Source organism: Roseateles sp. GW821-FHT09B06, from assembly GCF_059418245.1.
Map to the genome: position 1 here is coordinate 1 of NZ_JBWKPM010000010.1, position 20,988 is coordinate 20,988.

Here is a 20,988-nt window from a genome sequence, read left to right on the forward strand (position 1 = left end):
GCGCTGCGGCGCGCTGCGCGTTCAGCGCGCGGCGGCGCTGGCCGCGGCTGAGGTCGCGTCGCCGGCCGGCAGGGCAGCGCTGCAGCCCTGCACGCCCACGCCGGCCAGCTTGCCGGACCTCAGCTGGGCCTGCAGCGAACCGTCGGCGCGCGGCAGCCGCAGCAGGTGCGACTGCGTGGCGGCCTGCAGGGCCAGCACCCGCAGGCCCTTGAGCGCGCGCTGTTCGTAGCCGGCCAGCGCGGCCTCGGCATCCTTCTCGCTGGCATGGCGGCTCAGCACCAGGCTGGGCTGCTCCTCGGGCAGGACCTGCAGGGGCTCGAAGGCCAGGTTCAGACGCTTGTAGGTTTCTTCCTTGCGGGCGCGGAACTCGGCCGTGCCCAGCTTGATGGTGGCCACGGCCCAGATGCCGGGCTGCTCGCTGCTCTGCCGGACCCAGTCCGCCGGGGTGAGGCCCAGGCGCTCCAGCGCGGCCTGGGCGCCGCGCAGGGCCTCGTCGCCCACCAGGGGCCCGAGCTCCAGGCAGCTGCGGGTCTGCATTGCGGTGGCGGCCTGCGGCGTCAGCAGGGTCAGGCGTTCGGGGTGTGACTGCAGCGCCACGCGCTCGGGTTCGCGGTCGCCGCCGGCGCGCAGCCCGAGGACGCCGTCCAGCCAGCCCTGCGACCAGCCGAAGAACAAAGTGTTGACGATCAGCAGGGTCAGGACCAGGGCGCGCAGCATCGCTTCAGCGCGCCTCGTCCGCGGCGCCGGCGGCCAGTCGCACGCTGACCTCGCCACCGGCCACCGTCTGCGGGCCGGTGGCGGTCTGCAGCAGCAGCTCGCCCTGGGCATTGACGCCCTGCACCACGCCCTCCAGGGTGCCGGCCGTGACGTTGCGGCCCAGCAGGAAATCGCGCCTTGCATAGGCCGCGGCCCAGGCCGCGAAGCCGTCCTGCGGGAAGTCCAGCAGGGCCTGGATCAGCGGTCGCGCGACGCGCGCCAGCACGGCCGGCGCATCGAGCGTCGGGTCGAGCTCGGACAGGCTGGCAAAACCGGTGTTGTAGTACGGCACCTCGCCGGCCTGGCCGGCCTGGTTCGTCTGGGGCGAGGCCAGGACATTGATCCCGACGCCGACCACCACCATGCGCTGCTCGCCGGCCGGCACGGTCTCGATCAGCACGCCGCCGAGCTTGCGGCCTTCCAGCCAGATGTCGTTGGGCCATTTCAGCTGCAGGCGCGGTGCCGCGGCGCCGGGCGGGTCCAGCGCATCGGCCAGCGCGCAGCCCACCACCAGGGACAGGCCGGCCCAGTCGCCCGGGGCCATCGGCAGGCTCAGCGAGAAGGTCAGCGAGGCGCCGGGCGTGGCGAACCAGCTGCGGCCCATGCGGCCGCGGCCATGGGTCTGGTGCTCGGCCACCAGCAGGCAGGGCTGCAGATCATGGGCGCGCCGGCCATAGGGGCTGGGCTCGAAGGCGGCGCGCTGGCGGCCCTCGTTGCGCACCCGCTCCAGCAGGGCGGTGTTGGTCGATTCCACGCGGGCCAGCACCTCGATGCTCATGCCGGGCAGCAGCGGTTCCAGGTCTTGCCAGAGGGCTTCGATGCCCCAGTGTTGGTGTTCGGCCATGAGCGTCAGCGTTTGGGCGCAAGCATGGTGCCACGACAGTCGGCGCTGCCGCAATAACAGGCGAACTGTTTTTTCAGCTTGGGGCTGTAGCGCTCGTCGATCACCAGGCCGTAGTCGTAGAACAACTCCTCGCCGGGCAGCAGATCGCGCAGGGCCTTGATGAAGACGCGGCCGTCCTCGGTCTCCTCGGCCTCGCAGTTCGGCTCGCAGGAATGGTTGATCCAGCGCGAGCTGTTGCCGCCATACAGCGCGTCGATCACCCGGCCACCGTCGATGTGGAAATAGAAGGTGTGGTTGGGCTGCTGGGGGTCGTGCGGGTGGCGGCGCAGCGCCTCGTCCCAGCTGATGCGCTCGCCGGTGTACTCGATCAGGGTCTGGCCCGCGTCGACATGCTGGGCGGCATAGACGCCGCGGCCGTGCACGCCGGAGCGCTTGACCTGGATGCGGCGGCCGGAGGAGGGCTTGGAGGCGGCTTGCGTCATCGTCCGAGTTCGGTACATTGAATTCATGGGTGCGCGCGCGTAGGCGTGCGCGCGAGGCCGGATTGTAGGCAGGCCGAGCAGCTATGCTGCGCAGCCTGCAAAGAAAGAACCATGAGCAAGTCCCTGATCATTGCCGAGAAGCCGTCCGTAGCGCAGGACATCGTGCGGGCGCTGACGCCCCAGTCGGGCAAATTCGACAAGCACGACGAGTATTTCGAGAACGACGAGTACGTGGTCAGCTCCGCCGTGGGCCATCTGGTCGAGATCAAGGCGCCGGAGGAATTCGACGTCAAGCGCGGCAAGTGGAGCTTCACCCATCTGCCGGTGATCCCGCCGCATTTCGACCTGAACCCGATCGACAAGAGCAAGGGCCGCCTGAACGCCCTCGTGAAGCTGATCAAGCGCAAGGACGTCACCAGCCTGATCAACGCCTGCGACGCGGGCCGCGAGGGGGAGCTGATCTTCCGCCTGATCGTGCAGTACGCCGGCACGGCCAAGGCCCAGGTCAGCAAGCCGGTGCAGCGCCTGTGGCTGCAGTCGATGACGCCGCAGGCGATCCGCGACGGCTTCGACAAGCTGCGCACGGACAAGCAGATGCTGCCGCTGGCCGACGCCGCGCGCTGCCGTTCCGAGGCCGACTGGCTGGTGGGCATCAACGGCACCCGCGCGATGACCGCCTTCAACTCGCGCGACGGCGGTTTCTTCCTGACCACGGTCGGCCGGGTGCAGACGCCGACCTTGTCGATCGTCGTCGAGCGCGAGGAGAAGATCCGCAAGCATATCTACCGCGACTACTGGGAGGTGCGCGGCAGCTTCGACGCCGTGGCCGGCCAGTACGAGGGCAAGTGGTTCGACCCGGCCTGGAAGAAGGATGCCGAGGATGCCGAGAAGCGCGCCGACCGCCTCTGGACCCTGGCCGAGGCCCAGGCGATCGCCGCCGCGGCCCAAGGCCAGCCCGCCACGGTGACCGAGGAGAGCAAGCCCAGCACCCAGGCCAGCCCCGGCCTCTACGACCTGACGACGCTGCAGCGCGAGGCCAACTCGCGCTTCGGCTTCTCGGCCAAGACCACGCTGAGTCTGGCCCAGGCCCTTTATGAAAAGCACAAGGTCCTGACCTACCCGCGGACCGACTCGCGCTACCTGCCCGAGGACTACCTGGCCGTGGCCAAGCAGACCGCCGAGATGCTGGCCAGCGAGGAACTGCCGGTGCCGCTGATGGCGCTGGCCGGCCATGCCGCCACCGCCTTGAAGCAGGGCTATATCAAGCCCACCAAGAAGGTGTTCGACAACGCCAAGGTCTCGGATCACTTCGCGATCATCCCGACCCTGCAGGCGCCGCGCAGCCTGACCGATGCCGAGGCCAAGCTCTACGACATGGTGGTCAAGCGCTTCCTGGCGGTGTTCTTCCCGCCGGCCGAGTTCCAGATCACGACCCGCATCACGACGGTGAAGGCCGCCGGCAAGGACTACAGCTTCCAGACCAATGGCAAGGTGCTGGTCAAGCCGGGCTGGCAGGCGGTCTATGGCAAGGAGGCCCAGGACCCGAATGGTGAAAACAGCGGCGAAGGGGGCGGTGCCAGCCTGGTGGCCGTGGCCCCGGGCGAAGTGGTGCGCACCGAGAGCGTCGACGTCAAGGCGCTGCAGACCAAGCCGCCGGCGCGCTACACCGAAGCGACGCTGCTGTCGGCGATGGAAGGCGCGGGCAAGCTGGTCGAGGACGACGAGCTGCGCGAGGCCATGGCCGAGAAGGGCCTGGGCACGCCGGCCACGCGCGCCGCCACCATCGAAGGCCTGATCACCGAGAAATACATGCTGCGCGAGGGCCGCGAGCTGATCCCGACCGCCAAGGCCTTCCAGCTGATGACCCTGCTGCGCGGGCTGGGCGTGGACGAGCTGACCAAGCCCGAGCTCACCGGCAACTGGGAATTCCAGCTGGCCGAAATGGAGAAGGGCCGGCTGCAGCGCGAGGCCTTCATGGCCGAGATCGCCGCGATGACCGAGCGCGTGGTGCAGAAGGCCAAGGAGTACGACCGCGACACCATCCCCGGCGACTATGCGACCTTGAAGGCGCCCTGCCCGAAGTGCGGCGGCGTGGTCAAGGAGAACTACCGCCGCTTCACCTGCACCGGCAAGTCCGGCGAGGGCGCCGACGCCTGCGGCTTCTCGATCGGCAAGATCCCGGGCGGCCGCAGTTTCGAGCTGCACGAGGTCGAGCAGTTCCTGGCGACCCGGAAGATCGGCCCGCTGGAAGGCTTCCGCTCCAAGGCCGGCTGGCCCTTCACGGCCGAGCTGGCCCTGGTGTTCGACGCCGAGATCGACAACTGGAAGCTCGAGTTCGACTTCGGCGAGGACGCTCGGACGGCCGAGTCAAACGGCGAGCCGGTGGATTTCGGCGGGCAGAGCTCGCTGGGCACCTGCCCCAAATGCCGGGGCCATGTGTTCGAGTACGGCAGCAACTATGTCTGCGAGCATGCGGTCGGCGCCCATGTGAGCTGCGACTTCAAGAGCGGCAAGATCATCCTGCAGCAGCCGATCGAGCCGGCGCAGATGACCAAGCTGCTGGCCGGCGGCAAGACCGATCTGCTGGAGAACTTCGTCTCGAACAAGACCCGCCGCAAGTTCAAGGCCTTCCTGGCCTACGACAGGAAGGAAGGCAAGGTGATGTTCGAGTTCGAGCCGCGCCCGGCCAAGCCCGGCGCGAAGCCGGCGGCCAAGAGCGCGGCCAAGACCGCAGAGAAGGCCGCAGACAAGGCCGAACCCGCGGCCAAGGCGCCGGCCAAGAAGGCGGCCGCGAAGAAGGTGGTGGTGCGCAAGGCGGCCAAGAAGGCCTGAGCGCTCCGCGCATGAGCCTGCCGCGCCGCGCCTGCCTGGCTTTGCTGGCCGGGGCGGCGCTGCCGCTGCGGGCCCAGCCGGCGCAGCCGGCCGCGGCGGGCGTGAGCGCCTTCGTCGATGTGCGGCTGCTGCCGATGGACGAGCCGCGGCCGCACCTGCTGGAGGGCCAGACCCTGCTGGTGCGTGCGGGCCGGATCGAGGCGATCGGCCCCGGCCTGGCGGTGCCGGAGGGCGCGCAGCGCATCGAGGGGCAGGGCCGGCTGTGCCTGTCGCCCGCGCTGGCGGACATGCACATGCACTCCGACAGCGCCGAGGACATGGTGGTCTACCTCAGCCATGGCGTCGGCACCGCGCTGAACATGGGCGGCGCGCGCAGCCGCTTCATGCAGCGCACCCTGCCGGCGCTCAACGAGGGCCGGCTGCCGGGGCCGCGCGTCCATGCCGCCTTCACCGTCGACGGCGTGCCCGACCATGGCCATTTCCAGCTGCACACGCCGGCCCAGGCTGAGGCCCTGGTCGAGCTGGCTCAGCTCAACGGCTACCGCTTCATCAAGGCCTACAACGGCCTGGCGCCCGAGGTGCTCGCGGCGCTGGCCCAGGTCTGTCGGCGGCGCGGCCTGCCGCTGCTGGGCCATGGCGTGAGCCGGGTCGGGCTGGCGCGCCAGCTTGAGGCCGGCCAGGTGCTGGTGGCCCATCTGGAGGAGTTCTTCTACACCTTCTTCGCCGCGCAGGGCGAGGCCCAGACCGACACGCCGCCGGACGATGCGCGCATCCCGGCCGCGGTGGCCCTGCTGCGCGCCCACCCGGGCGTCGCGGTGGTGGCGGACCTGGTCACCTACGAGGCGATCGCGGCCCAGATCGGCCGGCCCGAGCGGCTGGCGGCGCTGCTGGCCGATCCGGCCGCCGAGACCCTGGCGCCGGCCGACCGCCTGGCCTGGCGCGCCAGCCCCTATGTCGCGAAGAACGCCCGGCTGCAGGCGCGGCTGGCCTTCCTGGGCCGGCTGGCCAGGGCACTGGCGGATGCCGGCGTGCCGCTGCTGGCCGGCACCGACAGCCCGACGATCGCCGGCCTGTTCCCGGGCCTGTCCCTGCACCGCAATCTGCAGCTGCTGGAGCGCGCCGGGCTGAGCCGCTGGCAGGCCCTGGCCAGCGCGACGCGCGAGCCGGGCCTGTTCCTGAGCCGGCAGCTCGGCGAGCCGCCCTCGGGCCAGCTGCTGCCGGGCGCCCGCGCCGACCTGATCCTCAGCGAGGCCAGCCCGCTGGACGATCTCTCGACCCTGGCCCGCCCGCTCGGCGTGATGGCCGGCGGGCGCTGGTTCGATGCGGCCGCGCTGGCGGCGCTGCGGCGCGGCGTGGCCGAGCGCTATCGCGCGGTGGCGCCCTAGAACCCGCCGCCCTGCAGCACCGGCTCGGCGCGCAGCCGCTGGGCCGCAAACTCGATGAAGCTGCGCACCTTGGCCGGCGCGCGCCGCCCGGCCGGGTAGACGATGTGCACCGGCACCGGCGGCAGCTCGAATTCCTCCAGCAGCACCCGCAGCCGCCCGGCGCGCAGGCCCGCGGCGGCCTGGTAGGCCAGGCAGCGCGTCAGGCCCTGGCCGGCCTCGGCCGCGGCGATGCTGACCTCGTTGTTGTTGCTGACCCAGGCGGTGCGCGGCTGGATCACCTGGCCGTCGCGAAAGCGCCAGGGCTTGGGCGTCAGCGCGTCGAAGGAGAAGCCGATCGCCTGATGCCGGGCCAGGTCCTGCGGGGTCCGCGGCCGGCCCTCGCGGGCCAGGTAGTCGGGCGAGGCCACCACCAGGCGCCGCAGGCTGCCGACCGGCAGCGCGGTCAGGCCGGAGTCGGGCAGGTGGGCGATGCGCACCGCGACGTCCATGCCCTCGTCCAGCAGATGTACCAAGCGGTCGACGAACAGGCTGCGCATCTGCACCCGCGGCTGGGCGCGCAGGAAATCCGCGATCAGCGGCGCCACATGCAGGCGGCCGAACATCTGCGGCGCGGTGATCGCCAGCAGGCCCCGGGCCTCGCCCTGCACGCCGGCCGCGGCGCGCTCGGCCTCGTCCAGTTCGGCCAGGATGCGGCGGCAGTCCAGCAGGAAGCGCTCACCGGTCTCGGTCAGCCGCACCGAGCGGGTGCTGCGCTGCAACAGCACCACGCCCAGCCGGTCCTCCAACGCTGCGATCGCCCGGGTCACGGCCGGCGGCGAGCAGGCCAAGCGCCGCGCCGCCGCGGCAAAACCGGCCGCATCGGCGACGGCGACAAAGGCACGCAGGCTGTGCAGATGGTCCATTGTTTCGATTGGCGTAATTCTGAAAGCCTGACTATCGGTATTCAAAACGGTGTTGGCAATAGATGAGGTCTGGACCAGTTACTTCTTCCCTTGTCTGGAGTCCAAACGATGAGCACCTCCCCCGTCCTGCGCCTCTACCGCATGGCCGCCTCCGGCCATTGCCACCGTGTCGAGCTGATGCTGGCCCTGCTGGGCCTGGCCTACGAGACCATGGATGTCGACCTGCTCGCCGGCGCGCAGCGCCGCCCCGAGTTCCTGGCGCTGAACCCGCTGGGCCAGGTGCCGGTGCTGGCGGACGGCCAGTTGGTGCTCAGCGACAGCAATGCCATCCTGGTCTACCTGGTCCAGCGCTACGCGCCCGAGAGCGCCTGGCTGCCGCCGGGGCCGGTGGCCGCGGCGGGGCTGCAGCGCTGGTTCAGCCTGGCGGCCGGCTGGCTGGCCAGCGGCCCCGCCAGTGCGCGCTTCGCGGCTCTGGTCGGCCGGCCGGTCGAGGAGCGCAGCCTGGTCCAGGGCCGTGCCCTGTTCGGCTTCATGGAGGCCGAGCTGGCGGATGGGCGCGACTGGCTGCTGGCCGGGGCCGCGCCCAGCCTGGCCGACATCTCGCTCTACAGCTATAGCTCGCAGGCGGGGCTGGGCGGCCTGGCCCTGGATCCCTACCCGCGCCTGCGGGCCTGGCTGGCCCGGGTCGAGGCGCTGCCGGGCTTCATTCCCTTCCGGGACCATCTGTGATGGATGCCGACCACGACGCCTTCCATGCCGGCGAGCAGGCGCTGCAGGCGCGCGTGGGCGTGCGCGAGCGCATGGCCGAGGTCGGCCCGCTGGTGATCCGCGACCATATGCCCGAGCAGCATCGCGAGCTGTTCGAGAAGCTGCCCACCCTGCTGCTGGGCGCGCTGGACGCCGAGGGCCGGCCCTGGGCCACGATGGTGGCCGGCGCGCCGGGCTTTGTGCGCACCCCCGATGCGCGCTCGATGCGGCTGCGGATCGAGCGCGACGCCGAGGACCCGGTGCTGCAAGGGCTGGCGCCCGGCGCGGCGGTCGGCGTGCTGGGCCTGGAGCCGCACACGCGCCGGCGCAACCGCATGAACGGGCGCCTGCGCGGCTGGGACGCCGAGGGCCTGGCGCTCGACGTGCAGCAGAGCTTCGGCAACTGCCCCAAGTACATCCAGGCGCGCCGGCCCGAGCCGCTGGCACGGCCGCAGCCCCGCCCGTCCGCCCAGGCCCTGGGGTCCGGGCTGGACGCCGCGGCCCGCGCCCTGATCGCGCGCAGCGACAGCCTCTTCATCGCCAGCGCCGCGGCGCCGCGCGCGGACGGGCGCGCGCGTTGGCAGGGCGTGGACGTTTCGCACCGCGGCGGCGAGCCGGGTTTTGTGCGCGCCATCGAGCATGAGCAGGGGCTGCAGCTGCAGCTGCCCGACTATCCCGGCAACCAGTTCTTCAACACCCTGGGCAATCTGCAGCTGCACCCGCAGGCCGGCCTGCTGTTCGTCGATTACCAGGGCGGCGGCCTGCTGCAGCTGGCGGCGCGGGCCGAGCTGCTGTGGCCGGGCGAGGCCGGTGCCGACCTGTCGGCCTGGCCCGGCGCCCTGCGCCTGCTGCGGCTGAACCTGCAGGGCGGCTGGTGGCGGCCGGCCGTGCTGCCCTGGCGCTGGAGTGCGCCCGAGCCGGCGGCGCAGTTCGAGCTGATGCGCCGTCCGTGAGACCGCGGCCGGCAGCGCCGGATCTGCGGGGCGTGCGCGGTAAAAGCTCCGGTTCCCGCGCCGGGGGCGCCATGAGCCGAGTTCTTTTTGGGCGACACTTCGATCCCAGGGAGCCCGGTGCGCGTCGCACGGGGCCGGAGGGGACGGCATGGCCTTGTTGCCGAAGACAATGAGCATCCAGACGCGCCTGATTGCCGGCATCGCGCTGGCGACCAGCGCCCTGGTGATGCTGATCGGCTGGTACTGGACGGCGCGCGAGGAGCGTGCCCTGACCGCCGCGCTGCAGGCACGCGCGGAGCGCAGCGCCGAGCTGGTGGCGCGCGGCTTCGCCGGGCCGATCTGGAATCTCGACACCTCGGCCATCGCCAATCTGCTGGACGCCGTGATGGCCGACCCGGAGATCCACGAGGTGGAGATCGGCGCCCTGGGCGTCGACGCCGAATCGATCCGGCGCCGGCGCGAGGCGCCGGCACTGCAGCCGCTGGAGCTGCGCGTCACCATCAAGCACCAGGCGGCACCCGAGGCCCAGCCCGGCGCGGTGGGCCAGGCCCGGCTGGTGTTCAGCCGCGAGCAGGTGCTGGCCAGCCTGAACCAGACCCGGCTGCTGGTGGCCAGCCTGCTGGCGGCCGTGCTGGCGGCCAGCATCGTCGCCAGCTACTGGCTGGTGCATCGCCTGGTGGCGCGGCCGGTGGCGGTGCTCGGCGGCCTGGCCCAGCGCGTGGCCGGCGGCGAGCTGGGCTCGACCCTGCCGGTGGAGCGCGACGACGAGATCGGCGCGCTGACCCGCCAGCTCAACAGCATGAGCCTGCAGCTGCGCCAGTCCTCCGAGGGCCTGCGCCTGTCGGAGGCGCGCTACCGCAGCCTGTTCGAGAACGCCACCGAGGGCATCTTCCAGGCCGACGGGCGCGGCCGCCTGCTGGGCCTCAACAAGGCCCTGGCCCAGATGCTGGGCTTTGCGCGCCCCGCGCTCGCGCTGGCCGGGCGGCGCAGCCTGCGCCGGCTGGTGCGCGTGGAGCCGGCCGAGTACCGGCGCATCGCGCTGGCGCTGGCGCGCCACCGCGTGCTGCAGCAGGTGCCGATGCTGGTGGGCACGCTGGACGGGCGCGAACTCTGGGTCGAGCTGAGCGTGCACATCGTCGCGGCCGAGGGCGGCGTGCGCATCGAGGGCATGGTCAGCGACATCACGCAGCGTCGCCTGGCCGAGCAGGAGCTGACCCGGCACCGCGACCATCTGGAGGAACTGGTGGCCGAGCGCACGCTGGAGCTGAGCCAGGCCAAGCTGCGCGCCGAGGGCGCCAACCAGAGCAAGAGCCGCTTCCTGGCCACCATGAGCCACGAGTTCCGCACGCCGCTGAACGCCATCCTCGGCTTCGCCCAGCTGCTGCAGATGGACGGCAGCCTGTCCGGCGCCCAGGCCGGCAAGATCAACCTGATCCGCGATTCGGGCGACCATCTGCTGAGCCTGATCACCGATCTGCTGGACATGGCCAGCATCGAGGCCGGCAAGGTCAGGCTGATGCCCAGCGCGGTGGACCTGCGCGCGCTGCTGGAGGTGGCCTGCGACTCGGTGCGCCTGCGCGCCGAGGAGAAACGGCTGCAGTTCCATGTCCAGATCGACCCGGAGCTGCCGGCGCGCGTGCGCATCGACGGCCAGCGCCTGCGCCAGGTGGTGCTGAACCTGCTGTCCAACGCGGTCAAGTTCACCGACCAGGGCTGGGTCTCGCTGAGCGCCCGCCAGCTTGCGCGCACGCCCAGTACCCTGCGCATGCGCATGGAGCTGGCCGACAGCGGCATCGGCATCGGACCCGAGCAGCTGGAACGCCTGTTCCAGCCCTTCGAGCAGGTCTCGGACAACAGCCGGCGCGACGGCGGCACGGGCCTGGGCCTGTCGATCAGCCAGCAGCTGATGTGGCTGATGGGCAGCCAGATCGAGGTGCGGAGCACCCCGGGGCGCGGCAGCGTGTTCAGCTTCGAGCTGGAGATGCCGCTGCAGTCCTGAGCACCGGTCGCGCGTCCGGGCGATACGCGCGACCACGGATCGTCCGGCGGCCCGGCGGGGGCGATACTCCGGCCCCATGTCCTGGTTGGTTTTCTACAAGCTGCTGGCGATCTTCATCACGGTGGCGATCGGCTGGTTCGTCGGCCATATGCGCTGGCTGGGTGGCCACGACGCGGGCGGGCAGGGCGGCGACCCGGCGCGCGTGCTGTCCGGCGCGGCCTTCTATCTGTTCGTGCCGGCCCTGCTGTTCCGCACCACGGCGCGGGTGGATTTCGCGGCCATGCCCTGGCTGACCGTGAGCGCCTTCTTCGCGCCGCTGCTGGGCATGCTGCTGCTGATCTACGGCGTGCAGCGCTGGCGCGGCGCGGGCCGAGCCCAGCCGGCGCTGCCCTGCGTGCAGGCCATCACCGCCGTCTTCGGCAACACCCTGCAGGTCGGCGTGCCGCTGGCGGCCGGCGTGTTCGGCGAGTCGGGCCTGGCGGTGCACATCACCGTGGTGAGCCTGCATGCGCTGGTCATCCTGACCGTGCTGACCCTGCTGGTCGAGCATGACCTGGCGCGCGCCCAGGCCGGCATCGGCCTCGGCCAGACCCTGCTGACCACGGTGCGCAACACGGTGATCCATCCGGTGGTGCTGCCGGTGGTGGCGGGCCTGGCCTTCAATGCCCTGGGTCTCACGCTGCCGGCGGTGCTGGACGAGGTGCTGCAGCTGCTGGGCACGGCCGTCGTGCCCTTGTGCCTGACCCTGATCGGCATGTCGCTGGCCTATTACGGCTGGCCCAAGCAATGGCGCGGGGCCGTCAAGCTGGCCCTGCTGAAGCTGTTCGCGCTGCCGGCCCTGGTGCTGGTCGCCGCCCATTGGGGCTTCGGCCTGGCGGGCCAGCCGCTGGCGGTGATCGTGATGATGGCGGCGCTGCCGGTGGGCTCGAATGCGCTGATCTTCGCGCAGCGCTACCAGACCCGCGAGGCCGAGGTGACCGCCGCCACCGTGATCTCCACGCTGGCCTTCGTGCTGAGCGCACCGCTGTGGCTGGCCCTGGTTTCGATGATCCGCTGACCACCATGACACAAGACCTCATCCCGGCGAACGAGCTGCCGCCCGAGCGACTGCATGCGGCCTTCGTCGCTGCCTTTGCCGACTACCTGATCGGCCCCTTCACGCTGGGCTTCGAGGCCTGGCCCGCCTTTCTGGCGCGCCAGGGGGTGGACCCGGACCTGAGCCGCGCGCTGCTGGGCGCCGACGGGCAGATCCTCGGCTTCGCCCTGGTCGCGCCGCGGCCGGCGTCGCGGCGCTGGCGTCTCGCGACGATGGGCGTGCTGCCGGCCGCGCGCGGCAGCGGCGCCGCGCCGCGGCTGCTGGACGATTTCATCGCGCGCGCCGCGGCCGCGGGCCAGCGGGCGGTGGAGCTCGAGGTGTTTGCGCAGAACGAGCGCGCGCTGCGTCTGTACCGCGGGCGCGGCTTCGAGGCGCGCCATGAGCTGCACGGCTATCTGGCCGAGCCCGGCATGGTGGCGCCGGCCACGGCCGCGCTGCGCGTCGTCGAGCATGCCGAGGCGATGGCCTGGCTGGATGCGGCCGAGGCGCGCATCGCCGAGCTGCCGCTGCAGGTCACGGCCGGCTCGCTGCGCCCGGCCCAGGGCCTGAGCGCCTGGCAGCTGGGCGCGGCCCAGCTGCTGTTCGGCCGGCCCGACGACAACATGGTCGCGGTCGCCAGCCTGATCGACACCGACCCCGACCAGCGGGATGCCCGTGCGCTGCTGCAGGCGCTGCGCGCCGAGTTCCCGCGGGCGAACCTGCGCGTGCCGCAGATCCAGCGCCCGGACCTGGGCGGGCGGGCCCTGCGCGAACTGGGCTTCCGGCCCCAGCCGCTGCACCAGCTGCTGATGCGGCGGCCTCTTTGACCCAGCAGCCGGCCCGCATTCACGGAGAACGCTCTTGAAGATGACGACGGTGACAACGATGGGGGTCCTGGCGGCCTTGCTGCTGGCGGCCGGTGGCCCGGCCGCGGCGCGGGACGGGGCTCCGGATGCCGAGATCGCGCGGATGCTCGCCGAGGTCTCGGCCGCGCGCATCGAGCAGCGCATCGGGACCTTGGTGGGCTTCCATACCCGCCACACCCTGTCGGAGACCGAGTCCGACACGCGCGGCATCGGCGCCGCGCGGCGCTGGATCCAGCGCGAGCTGCAGACCTGCTCGCAGGCCGCCGGCGGCCGCCTGCAGGTGACGCTGGACGAGTTCGTCGAGCCGGCCGGCAACCGCCTGCCGCGCCCGGCGACCCTGGTCAATGTGGTGGCCACCTTGCCGGGCGTGTCGGCCGCGTCCAAGGACCGGCTGCTGGTGGTCAGCGGCCATTACGACTCGCGCAACGGCGATGTGATGGACGCCGTGGGCGCGGCGCCCGGCGCCAACGACGACGCCTCCGGCGTGGCCGCCGTGATGGAGCTGGCCTGCGTGATGGCGAGCCGCCCATTCGACGCGACGCTGGTGTTCATGGCCGTGCCCGGCGAGGAGCAGGGCCTGCTGGGCGCCGCCCATTGGGCCCGCCAGGCGCGCCGCCAGGGCCTGAACATCGAGGCCATGATCACCAACGACATCGTCGGCAGCCCGCAGGGCGATGCCGGCCAGGTGGATAAAAAGCAGCTGCGCCTGTTCGCCGACGGCTATGACCCGCTGCTGCGCCTCTTGGTGCAGGCGCGCGGCAACCAGCCGGTGCAGCCGGATGCGGAACAGCAGGCCGTGGCCGCGGCGCGCGAGCAGCTGCAGCAGCTGGCCCTGGCCGGCGGCGCCGAGGACCTGCCGACCCAGCAGTTGGGCCGCCATCTGAAGGCCGCCGGCGAGCGCTATCTGCCGGGCTTCAGGGTCAACCTGATCCAGCGCCGCGACCGCTATCTGCGCGGCGGCGACCATCTGCCCTTCCTGGAACGCGGCTATGCGGCGGTGCGCTTCACCGAGCCCTTCGAGAACTTCGCCCACCAGCACCAGAACCTGCGCACCGAGAACGGCGTGGTCTACGGAGACCTGCCCGAGTTCGTCGATTTTTCCTATGTGGCCGACGTGGCGCGCATCAACCTGGCCGGCCTGGCCAGCCTGGCGCGCGCGCCGGCGCCGCCGGCCGGCGTCAAGCTGGAGACCACGGCGCTCACCAACGATAGCGCGCTGCGCTGGGACGCCAGTGCCGATCCGGCCGTGGCCGGCTACCGCATCGTCTGGCGCCATCCGGAGTCGCCCACCTGGCAGCAGGCGCGCGACGTGGGCCTGGTGACGCGCGCGCTGCTGCCGGGGCTGTCCAAGGACAATGTGGTGTTCGGTGTGCAGGCGCTGTCCAAGGGCGGGCATGCCAGCCTGGCGAGTTTCCCGCTGCCGGCGCGCTGACGGGGTCTCTGCGCATCTGGGCCGTCGAGCATCCCTACCCTGGAGGATGGGCGCTGGCACCGCCGCGGTGCCAACATCCGCGCTGGCGCTCCGCGGCCGCGGTCCGCGCCGGCAAGGAGGCTCACCATGCAGCATCATCGCCCGCCCCGGCTTCTTCCCCTGGCCCAGGCCCTGGTGGCAGCCACCCTGCTGATTCCCCCGGCGCTGGACCATGAGGCCGATGCCGGCCCGGCACTGTCGATTGCGACCGCGCCGCTGTGCGGCAGCGCGGCTTCGCAGCAGTCGCCGCGGCTGCTGCAGGGCATGCTGCTGGCGGCGGCCAAGACCGAGACCACCCCCTTCCAGCCGGCGCCGATACAGGCGGCCACCGGCGCGGTGCCGCTCTACGGGGACCTGGGCCGGATGAGCTTCCGGCTCGCCCGCGTCGCCGACACCAAGGTGCAGGCCTATTTCGACCAGGGCCTGCGCCTGGCGTTCGCCTTCAACCATGCGGAGGCGCAGCGCGCCTTCCAGGCCGCGCAGCGCCTGGACCCGCAATGCGCGCTGTGCTTCTGGGGCGAGGCCCTGGTGCTGGGCCCCAACATCAACGCGCCGATGCTGCCCGAGGCGCAGGCTCCGGCGCTGGCCGCGCTGGCGCGCGCGGTGGCGCTGAAGGCGGGCGCGGCGCCCAAGGAGCGCGCGCTGATCGAGGCGCTGCAGCAGCGCTACTCGGCCGACCCCGCGCCCGAGCGTGCCGTGCTGGACGCGGCCTATGCCGACGCGATGCAGCGCCTGGCCGCGCGCTATCCCGAGGACGACCTGCTGCAGGTCCTGAACGCCGAGGCCGCGATGGACACGCAGCCCTGGGACTACTGGGAGGCCGGTGGCGCCCGCCCCAAGGGCCGCACGGCCGAGATACTGCGCGCGCTGGAGACCGTGCTGCAGCGCAATCCGCAGCATGCCGGGGCGATCCATCTCTACATCCACGCGGTCGAGGCCTCGACCCGGCCCGAGCGCGCGCTGGCGCCGGCGCGCCGCCTGGCGGCGCTGATGCCCGGGGCCGGCCATATCGTCCACATGCCGGCCCATATCTACTACCGCGTCGGCCTGTACCGCGATTCGCTGGAGGCGAACCGCCAGGCGATCGCGGTCGACGAGCGCTATTTCAAGACATCGCCCTCCGACCCGATGTACCGCTCGGCCTATTACCCGCACAACATCCATTTCCTGATGGTCTCGGCGCAGATGGGTGGCGATGGCCGCGGCGCGATCGAGGCGGCAACCAAGCTCGACGCGGCGCTGACGCAGGACATGGTCAAGGCCTTCGAGATCCTGCAGCCGGTCAAGGCCGCACCCTACACGACCCATGCGCAGTTCAGCGCGCCCGCGACCATCCTGGCCCTGCCGGCGCCGCCCGACGAGCTGGTGCTGGTGAAGGCCATGTACCACTATGCCCGCGCGCTGGCCCAGGCCGCGCTGCGCCAGACGGACGCGGCCCAGCAGGAGATCGCGGCGCTGGCGGCGCTGGAGCGGCAGGCCGACCTGTTCAAGCCCTTCGAGCCCTGGGGCGTGCCGGCCCAGGCCATCGTGCAGACCGCGCGCCTGGTGGCGGGCGCGCGCCTGGCCGATGCCCAGGGCGACCTGGACGGCGCCGCCGCGGCCTATGAGGCGGCGATCGCGGTCGAGGACGGCCTGGCCTATACCGAGCCGCCCTACTGGTACTACCCGCTGCGCCAGTCGCTCGGCGCGCTGCGCCTGCGCCAGGGCCGGCTGGACGAGGCGGAGGCGGCGCTGCGCGGCTCGCTCACGCGGGTGCGCAACAACGGCTGGGCCCTGGCCGGGCTGGCCGAGCTCTACAAGCGGCGCGGCGACGCACGTGCCGAGCGCGAGACCCGTGCGGCACTGGCGCGGGCCTGGTTCGGGCCGCCGGGCGGGCCGACCCTGCAGCAGCTGTGAGCACAAAGCCCCGGCGCCGCGGCGCCGGCGCGGCTTGGGCGAGAATGGCGCCATGAGCAGCAGCACCGATCTCGCTTCCTATATGCAGACCCTGGGCCGCCAGGCCCGCGCCGCGGCCACCGCGATGGCGGCCGCGCCGACGGCCGCCAAGAACCGGGCCCTGCTGGCCCTGGCACGGCGCCTGCGCGCGGCCGGGCCACTGCTCGCCGAGGCCAATGCGCTCGACCTGGCGGCGGCCGCGGCCGCCGGCCTGGCCGCGCCGCTGGTGGACCGGCTGCGCCTCACCGACAAGGTGCTGGCCACGGTGGCCGAGGGCTGCGAGCAGATCGCGGCGATGCCCGACCTGGTGGGCGAGATCAGCGGCGTCAAGCGCCGCCCCACCGGCATCAGCGTGGGCCAGATGCGCGTGCCGCTGGGCGTGTTCGGCATGATCTACGAGAGCCGCCCGAACGTGACCATCGAGGCGGCCTCGCTGGCGATCAAGAGCGGCAATGCCTGCATCCTGCGCGGCGGCTCGGAGGCCATCCATTCCAATCTGGCGCTGATCCGGCTGGTGAGCGAGGCGCTGGCCGAGGCCGGCCTGCCGCGCGAGGCGGTGCAACTGGTCAACACCACCGACCGCGCCGCGGTGGGCCTCTTGATCGCGGCGCCCGAGTTCGTCGACGTGATCATCCCGCGCGGCGGCAAGGGCCTGATCGAGCGCATCAGCCGCGAAGCCAAGGTGCCGGTGATCAAGCATCTGGATGGCAACTGCCACAGCTATGTGGATGCCGAGGTCGACCTCGAGCAGGCGCTGGTCGTGGTGGACAACGCCAAGACCCAGAAGTACAGCCCCTGCAATGCCACCGAGTCGCTGCTGGTGCACGCGGCCCAGGCCAGCGCCTTCCTGCCCAGGATCGGCGCGATCTTCGCCGCCAAGGGCGTGGAGATGCGCGGCTGCCCGCGCAGCCTGGCCCTGCTGGGGCCGCTGCAGGATGCCAAGCTGGCGGCCGCTTCTGAAGCCGACTGGAGCGAGGAATACCTGGCGCCGATCATCAGCATCAAGGTGGTGGACAGTCTGGACGAGGCGATTGCCCACATCAATCGCTACGGCTCGCACCACACCGATGCGATCCTGACCACCAATCATCCGAACGCGATGCGCTTCCTGCGCGAGGTCGATTCGGCCAGCGTGATGGTCAATGCCAGCACGCGCTTCGCCGATGGCTTCGAGTACGGCCTGGGCGCCGAGATCGGCATCTCCACCGACAAGTTCCACGCCCGCGGGCCGGTGGGGCTGGAGGGCCTGACCTCGATGAAATGGGTGGTGCTGGGGCAGGGCGAAGTCAGAACCTGAGCCCAGCCCTGGCGGCTTCGCCGCGCCCGCGCGGGAATGCCCGCTCAGCGCGGCCGTCCGCTGATCCCGGCGTCCTTCGGATAGCTGATCGAGTAGTCCGCCGCGAAGCGCTGGCGCCGGCGTGGCGGCCGCGCTGCCGTAGTTCTTCAGATAGCCCAGGGCCAGTTCATGGGCGGCCAGCTCGGCGGCGACCGCGCCCGCGCGCTCCACGGGCTGCACGGTGATCTCGCCGATGGCCAGGCCCTCGGCGGGCTGGATCTGCAGCGAGTCGCTGTCGAAGCGCCCGCTCAGGCAGGCCACGCGCAGCAGCCGCTGCTGGCCGGCCCTGACCGGCAGCATGCGCTCGACGGTGGCGCTGCCGGCAAGGGCGCGAGCAGCAGGGCGCCCAGCGCAAGCCATAACGGATTTTTCATCTCGTCTCCCTCCGGAAAGCGGGGAGAACATAACATGCGGTCTGACACGCTTCACCGATCAGCCCGAGATGAGTTCCCCTCCCCAAGCCGCCACGCAACGCAAGGCCCTGGTGCTGTTTTCCGGCGGCCAGGATTCCACCGCCTGCCTGGCCTGGGCGCTGGACCGCTATGCCGCGGTCGAGACCATCGGCTTCGACTACGGCCAGCGCCACCGCATCGAGCTGGACTGCCGCCAGACCGTGCGGCGCGAGCTCGCCGCGCGGTTCCCGGCCTGGGGCGCCAAGCTGGGCGAGGACCATCTGCTGGACCTGAGCCTGCTGGGGCAGATCTCCGCCACCGCGCTGACCGATGCGCGCGCCATCGAGATGCAGGCCAACGGCCTGCCCAACACCTTCGTGCCGGGCCGCAACCTGCTGTTCCTGAGCTTCGCCGCCACGCTGGCCTACCGGCGCGGCGCCTCGGTGCTGGTGGGCGGCATGTGCGAGACCGACTTCTCCGGCTATCCGGACTGCCGCGACAACACCCTGAAGGCCCTGCAGGTGGCGCTGAGCCTGGGCCTGGATGCGCCGATGACCGTGGAGACGCCGCTGATGTTCATCACCAAGGCCCAGACCTGGGCGCTGACCGAAGGGCTGGGCGGCGCGGCGCTCAACGCGCTGATCATCGAGCACACCCACACCTGCTATCTGGGCGAGCGCACGCAGCGCCATGCCTGGGGCTACGGCTGCGGCAGCTGCCCCGCCTGCGAGCTGCGGGCCAAGGGCTATCGGGAATTTCTCGCCGCATGAACTGGAGCACCGCCGGCTGGGTGATCGCCGCCATCCTGCTGTTCTGGGGCATCGGCGCCTACAACCGCCTGATGCGCCTGCGCAATGCGATCGGCGAGGCCTACCAGCAGCTGGATCAGCAGCTCAACGCGCGTGCCGAGACCTGCAGCAAGCTGCTGGCCCTGCTGCGGCCGCAGCTGGCCAGCGAGCAGGCCACCTTCGACGCGCTGGAAAGCGCCCAGGCCGAGGCCCAGGCCGCGGCCCAGGCGGCGCGCGCCAAGCCCTATGCCGGCGATCCGGTGGGCAGCCTGGCGGTGGCCACGGCCGTGCATGCGGCCGCGGTGACGCGGCTGTCCTCGCTGGTGGAACATCATGGCGAGTTGGGAGCCCAGGCCGAGCTGCGCGAGCTGCTGGAGGAGCTGAAGCTGATCGAGCGTCAGCGCGCCTTCGCGCGCCAGGTCTTCAACCAGGCGGTGACGCAGTACAACGAGGCGCAGCAGCAGTTCCCGACCCGCATCCTGGCCAGCCTGTACGGTTTTGCGGAAGCCCGCTCGCTCTGAAATAGATATCGCCAAAGCTTGTTGGCAATTCCGCGGCGGCGTGCCTAAACTGCGCGCTCACCCCGAGGAGACAAGATCATGGACAAGCTGCGAGCGATTCTGTCGGCCGCGCTGCTGGCCGCCTGCGCCGGAAGCGCCCTGGCGCAGGATGCCGGCAAGGCCCTGCACCTGAAGGCCCTGGCCGCCACCTGCGCCAACTGCCATGGCACCAACGGCCGCGCCGTCGAGGGCTCGGCGGTGCCAGGTCTTGCCGGCATGCCGGCCGCCTACCTCAGCGAGCAGATGAAGGCCTTCAAGAGCGGCGCCCGCCAGGCCACGGTGATGCATCAGCTGGCCAAGGGCTACAGCGAGGCCCAGATCGAACAGCTGGCGGCCTATTTCTCGGTCCTGCCGCGCAACTGAAGGAGGCAAAGATCATGCAAAGACGCAATCTCCTGCAAGGCGCCGCGGCGCTGGCCGCCTTCGGCCTGGCCGGCTGTGCTTCCACGACATCCGTGCCGTCCAGGGCGCGCGTGCTGGTGGTGGGCGGCGGCTATGGCGGCGCGACGGCCGCCAAATACATCCGCCTGCTGTCGGACTACCAGATCGAGGTGGTGCTGGTGGAGCCCAACGAGGCCTTCGTCTCCTGCCCGATCTCCAACCTGGTGCTGGGCGGCGCCAAGCAGATCGGCGAGCTGAGCGTGCCCTACGGCACGCTGCGCTCCAAGCATGGCGTGACCGTGGTGCGCGACACCGTGGCCGGCATCGACGCGGCCAAGCGCACGGCCACCTTGGCTTCGGGGTCGACCATTGCCTACGACAAGCTGGTGCTGAGCCCCGGCATCGAGCTGATCTGGGACTCGGTCGCCGGGCTGAAGGATGCGAATGCGGCCGGCCAGATCCTGCAGGCCTGGAAGGCCGGGCCGGAGACGGTGGCCTTGCGCCGCCAGCTGGAGGCCATGCCGGATGGCGGCGTCTACGCGATCACGATTCCCGAGGCACCGTACCGCTGCCCGCCCGGGCCCTACGAGCGCGCCAGCGTGATCGCCGGCTACTTCAAGCAGGCGAAGCCGAAGTCCAAGGTGCTGATCCTGGATGCCAACCCGGACGTCACCTCCAAGGGCCCGCTGTTCAAGAAGGTCTGGGCCGAGCAGTACAAGGGCATCGTCGAATACCGGCCGCAGCACAAGGCCACGGCGGTCGATGCGAAGAACCGCACGATCAAGTTCGAGGTGCAGGACGACGTCAAGGCCGATGTGCTGAACGTGCTGCCCAGCATGCGCGCGGGCGCCATCGCGGTGCAGACCGGCCTGGCCAACAGCAATGCACGCTGGGTCGGCGTCAACTACCTGAACTTCGAGTCCACCGCCGCCAAGCATATCCATGTGCTGGGCGATTCGATCCAGATCGCGCCGGCCATGCCCAAGAGCGGCCATATGGCCAACAGCCATGCCAAGGTGGCGGCCGCGGCCATCGTTGCCGAGCTGAACGGCTGGGAGATCAACCCGGCGCCGATGCTGACCAACACCTGCTACAGCTATGTGGACAATGGCAGGAACGTGATCCATGTGGCCAGCGTGCACGAGTACGTGGCGGCCGAGAAGACCTTCAAGACCGTGGCCGGCTCCGGCGGCGTGTCGGCGGGACCGACCGAACTGGAGGGCACCTACGCCTGGAACTGGGCGCGGACCATCTGGTCCGACGCCTTGGCGTAACGGCCCACCC

The 20,988-nt window shown here is 71.4% G+C and carries 18 protein-coding genes; 14 read left to right on the forward strand and 4 right to left on the reverse strand.

Annotation, left to right across the window (positions count from 1 at the left end; translation table 11 throughout):
- Nucleotides 1-21: 21 nt before the first annotated feature.
- Genes AC07OQ_RS10845 through AC07OQ_RS10855 form a run of 3 tightly spaced genes read right to left on the reverse strand, consistent with a single transcriptional unit; the run spans nt 22 to nt 2,082 of the window.
- The gene (locus AC07OQ_RS10845) at nt 22-717 is read right to left on the reverse strand and encodes a hypothetical protein (RefSeq protein WP_495053136.1); all 696 of its coding nucleotides are present in this window, start codon (nt 715-717) and stop codon (nt 22-24) included.
- 4 nt (nt 718-721) lie between these two features.
- Nucleotides 722-1,600 carry a biotin--[acetyl-CoA-carboxylase] ligase gene (locus AC07OQ_RS10850; RefSeq protein WP_495053137.1) on the reverse strand — a complete coding sequence of 293 codons (879 nt, stop codon included), beginning with the start codon at nt 1,598-1,600 and terminating at the stop codon, nt 722-724.
- A gap of 5 nt (nt 1,601-1,605) precedes the next feature.
- Nucleotides 1,606-2,082, reverse strand: a complete 477-nt coding sequence (locus tag AC07OQ_RS10855; RefSeq protein WP_495053138.1) for an SET domain-containing protein — start codon at nt 2,080-2,082, stop codon at nt 1,606-1,608.
- 111 nt (nt 2,083-2,193) lie between these two features.
- Between AC07OQ_RS10855 and AC07OQ_RS10860 the strand changes: the two genes are divergently transcribed.
- Together AC07OQ_RS10860 and AC07OQ_RS10865 are read left to right on the forward strand one after the other, a co-directional pair.
- Entirely contained in the window at nt 2,194-4,914 is a 2,721-nt protein-coding gene (locus AC07OQ_RS10860) for a DNA topoisomerase III (protein ID WP_495053139.1), read from the forward strand.
- Between the two features lie 11 nt (nt 4,915-4,925).
- The gene (locus tag AC07OQ_RS10865) at nt 4,926-6,299 is read left to right on the forward strand and encodes an amidohydrolase family protein (RefSeq protein WP_495053140.1); all 1,374 of its coding nucleotides are present in this window, start codon (nt 4,926-4,928) and stop codon (nt 6,297-6,299) included.
- On the opposite strand, the gene AC07OQ_RS10870 is transcribed toward AC07OQ_RS10865, so the two are convergent.
- Nucleotides 6,296-7,201 carry a LysR substrate-binding domain-containing protein gene (locus AC07OQ_RS10870; RefSeq protein ID WP_495053141.1) on the reverse strand — a complete coding sequence of 302 codons (906 nt, stop codon included), beginning with the start codon at nt 7,199-7,201 and terminating at the stop codon, nt 6,296-6,298. The two genes, AC07OQ_RS10865 and AC07OQ_RS10870, sit on opposite strands and share 4 nt — an antisense overlap.
- Nucleotides 7,202-7,309: 108 nt before the next feature.
- Here AC07OQ_RS10870 and AC07OQ_RS10875 point away from each other — a divergent pair, with 108 nt between their 5' ends.
- The 12 genes from AC07OQ_RS10875 to AC07OQ_RS10930 all read left to right on the forward strand — a co-directional run bounded on the left by AC07OQ_RS10875 (nt 7,310) and on the right by AC07OQ_RS10930 (nt 20,978).
- Nucleotides 7,310-7,930 carry a glutathione S-transferase family protein gene (locus tag AC07OQ_RS10875; protein WP_495053142.1) on the forward strand — a complete coding sequence of 207 codons (621 nt, stop codon included), beginning with the start codon at nt 7,310-7,312 and terminating at the stop codon, nt 7,928-7,930.
- A complete protein-coding gene (locus AC07OQ_RS10880; RefSeq protein ID WP_495053143.1) occupies nt 7,930-8,901 on the forward strand; it encodes a flavin-nucleotide-binding protein in 972 nt (323 codons plus the stop codon). Before AC07OQ_RS10875 ends, AC07OQ_RS10880 begins: the two co-directional genes overlap by 1 nt.
- 148 nt (nt 8,902-9,049) lie before the next feature.
- Entirely contained in the window at nt 9,050-10,900 is a 1,851-nt protein-coding gene (locus AC07OQ_RS10885) for an ATP-binding protein (protein WP_495053144.1), read from the forward strand.
- A gap of 76 nt (nt 10,901-10,976) precedes the next feature.
- Nucleotides 10,977-11,957, forward strand: a complete 981-nt coding sequence (locus AC07OQ_RS10890; RefSeq protein WP_495053145.1) for an AEC family transporter — start codon at nt 10,977-10,979, stop codon at nt 11,955-11,957.
- 5 nt (nt 11,958-11,962) lie between these two features.
- Nucleotides 11,963-12,802, forward strand: a complete 840-nt coding sequence (locus tag AC07OQ_RS10895; protein ID WP_495053146.1) for a GNAT family N-acetyltransferase — start codon at nt 11,963-11,965, stop codon at nt 12,800-12,802.
- A gap of 40 nt (nt 12,803-12,842) precedes the next feature.
- Nucleotides 12,843-14,273 carry a M28 family metallopeptidase gene (locus AC07OQ_RS10900; RefSeq protein WP_495053147.1) on the forward strand — a complete coding sequence of 477 codons (1,431 nt, stop codon included), beginning with the start codon at nt 12,843-12,845 and terminating at the stop codon, nt 14,271-14,273.
- Nucleotides 14,274-14,399: 126 nt separating this feature from the next.
- Entirely contained in the window at nt 14,400-16,208 is a 1,809-nt protein-coding gene (locus AC07OQ_RS10905; RefSeq protein WP_495053148.1) for a hypothetical protein, read from the forward strand.
- A gap of 52 nt (nt 16,209-16,260) precedes the next feature.
- The gene (locus AC07OQ_RS10910) at nt 16,261-17,544 is read left to right on the forward strand and encodes a glutamate-5-semialdehyde dehydrogenase (protein ID WP_495053149.1); all 1,284 of its coding nucleotides are present in this window, start codon (nt 16,261-16,263) and stop codon (nt 17,542-17,544) included.
- A 481-nt stretch (nt 17,545-18,025) separates the two neighbouring features.
- Nucleotides 18,026-18,745 carry a 7-cyano-7-deazaguanine synthase QueC gene (queC, locus tag AC07OQ_RS10915; protein WP_495053150.1) on the forward strand — a complete coding sequence of 240 codons (720 nt, stop codon included), beginning with the start codon at nt 18,026-18,028 and terminating at the stop codon, nt 18,743-18,745.
- The gene (locus AC07OQ_RS10920) at nt 18,742-19,284 is read left to right on the forward strand and encodes a LemA family protein (protein WP_495053151.1); all 543 of its coding nucleotides are present in this window, start codon (nt 18,742-18,744) and stop codon (nt 19,282-19,284) included. The genes queC and AC07OQ_RS10920 overlap by 4 nt, the downstream gene beginning before the upstream one ends.
- Nucleotides 19,285-19,362: 78 nt before the next feature.
- Nucleotides 19,363-19,686 (forward strand): c-type cytochrome, encoded by a 324-nt coding sequence (locus tag AC07OQ_RS10925; protein ID WP_495053152.1) that lies wholly within the window; start codon nt 19,363-19,365, stop codon nt 19,684-19,686.
- Nucleotides 19,687-19,700: 14 nt separating this feature from the next.
- Complete coding sequence (locus AC07OQ_RS10930) at nt 19,701-20,978, forward strand: NAD(P)/FAD-dependent oxidoreductase (protein WP_495053153.1); 1,278 nt, start codon at nt 19,701-19,703, stop codon at nt 20,976-20,978.
- The last annotated feature ends 10 nt before the right edge of the window (nt 20,979-20,988 follow it).

What these genes read in the sequence shown, in the direction of transcription:
- AC07OQ_RS10865 (WP_495053140.1), top strand. Translation starts at nt 4,926, where the DNA reads ATGAGCCTGCCGCGCCGCGCCTGCCTGGCTTTGCTGGCCGGGGCGGCG.
- AC07OQ_RS10890 (WP_495053145.1), top strand. Translation starts at nt 10,977, where the DNA reads ATGTCCTGGTTGGTTTTCTACAAGCTGCTGGCGATCTTCATCACGGTG.
- AC07OQ_RS10895 (WP_495053146.1), top strand. Translation starts at nt 11,963, where the DNA reads ATGACACAAGACCTCATCCCGGCGAACGAGCTGCCGCCCGAGCGACTG.
- AC07OQ_RS10880 (WP_495053143.1), top strand. Translation starts at nt 7,930, where the DNA reads ATGGATGCCGACCACGACGCCTTCCATGCCGGCGAGCAGGCGCTGCAG.
- AC07OQ_RS10870 (WP_495053141.1), bottom strand. Translation starts at nt 7,201, where the DNA reads ATGGACCATCTGCACAGCCTGCGTGCCTTTGTCGCCGTCGCCGATGCG.
- AC07OQ_RS10855 (WP_495053138.1), bottom strand. Translation starts at nt 2,082, where the DNA reads ATGACGCAAGCCGCCTCCAAGCCCTCCTCCGGCCGCCGCATCCAGGTC.
- queC (WP_495053150.1), top strand. Translation starts at nt 18,026, where the DNA reads ATGAGTTCCCCTCCCCAAGCCGCCACGCAACGCAAGGCCCTGGTGCTG.
- AC07OQ_RS10885 (WP_495053144.1), top strand. Translation starts at nt 9,050, where the DNA reads ATGGCCTTGTTGCCGAAGACAATGAGCATCCAGACGCGCCTGATTGCC.
- AC07OQ_RS10860 (WP_495053139.1), top strand. Translation starts at nt 2,194, where the DNA reads ATGAGCAAGTCCCTGATCATTGCCGAGAAGCCGTCCGTAGCGCAGGAC.
- AC07OQ_RS10845 (WP_495053136.1), bottom strand. Translation starts at nt 717, where the DNA reads ATGCTGCGCGCCCTGGTCCTGACCCTGCTGATCGTCAACACTTTGTTC.
- AC07OQ_RS10910 (WP_495053149.1), top strand. Translation starts at nt 16,261, where the DNA reads ATGAGCAGCAGCACCGATCTCGCTTCCTATATGCAGACCCTGGGCCGC.
- AC07OQ_RS10900 (WP_495053147.1), top strand. Translation starts at nt 12,843, where the DNA reads ATGACGACGGTGACAACGATGGGGGTCCTGGCGGCCTTGCTGCTGGCG.
- AC07OQ_RS10930 (WP_495053153.1), top strand. Translation starts at nt 19,701, where the DNA reads ATGCAAAGACGCAATCTCCTGCAAGGCGCCGCGGCGCTGGCCGCCTTC.
- AC07OQ_RS10875 (WP_495053142.1), top strand. Translation starts at nt 7,310, where the DNA reads ATGAGCACCTCCCCCGTCCTGCGCCTCTACCGCATGGCCGCCTCCGGC.
- AC07OQ_RS10850 (WP_495053137.1), bottom strand. Translation starts at nt 1,600, where the DNA reads ATGGCCGAACACCAACACTGGGGCATCGAAGCCCTCTGGCAAGACCTG.
- AC07OQ_RS10920 (WP_495053151.1), top strand. Translation starts at nt 18,742, where the DNA reads ATGAACTGGAGCACCGCCGGCTGGGTGATCGCCGCCATCCTGCTGTTC.
- AC07OQ_RS10925 (WP_495053152.1), top strand. Translation starts at nt 19,363, where the DNA reads ATGGACAAGCTGCGAGCGATTCTGTCGGCCGCGCTGCTGGCCGCCTGC.
- AC07OQ_RS10905 (WP_495053148.1), top strand. Translation starts at nt 14,400, where the DNA reads ATGCAGCATCATCGCCCGCCCCGGCTTCTTCCCCTGGCCCAGGCCCTG.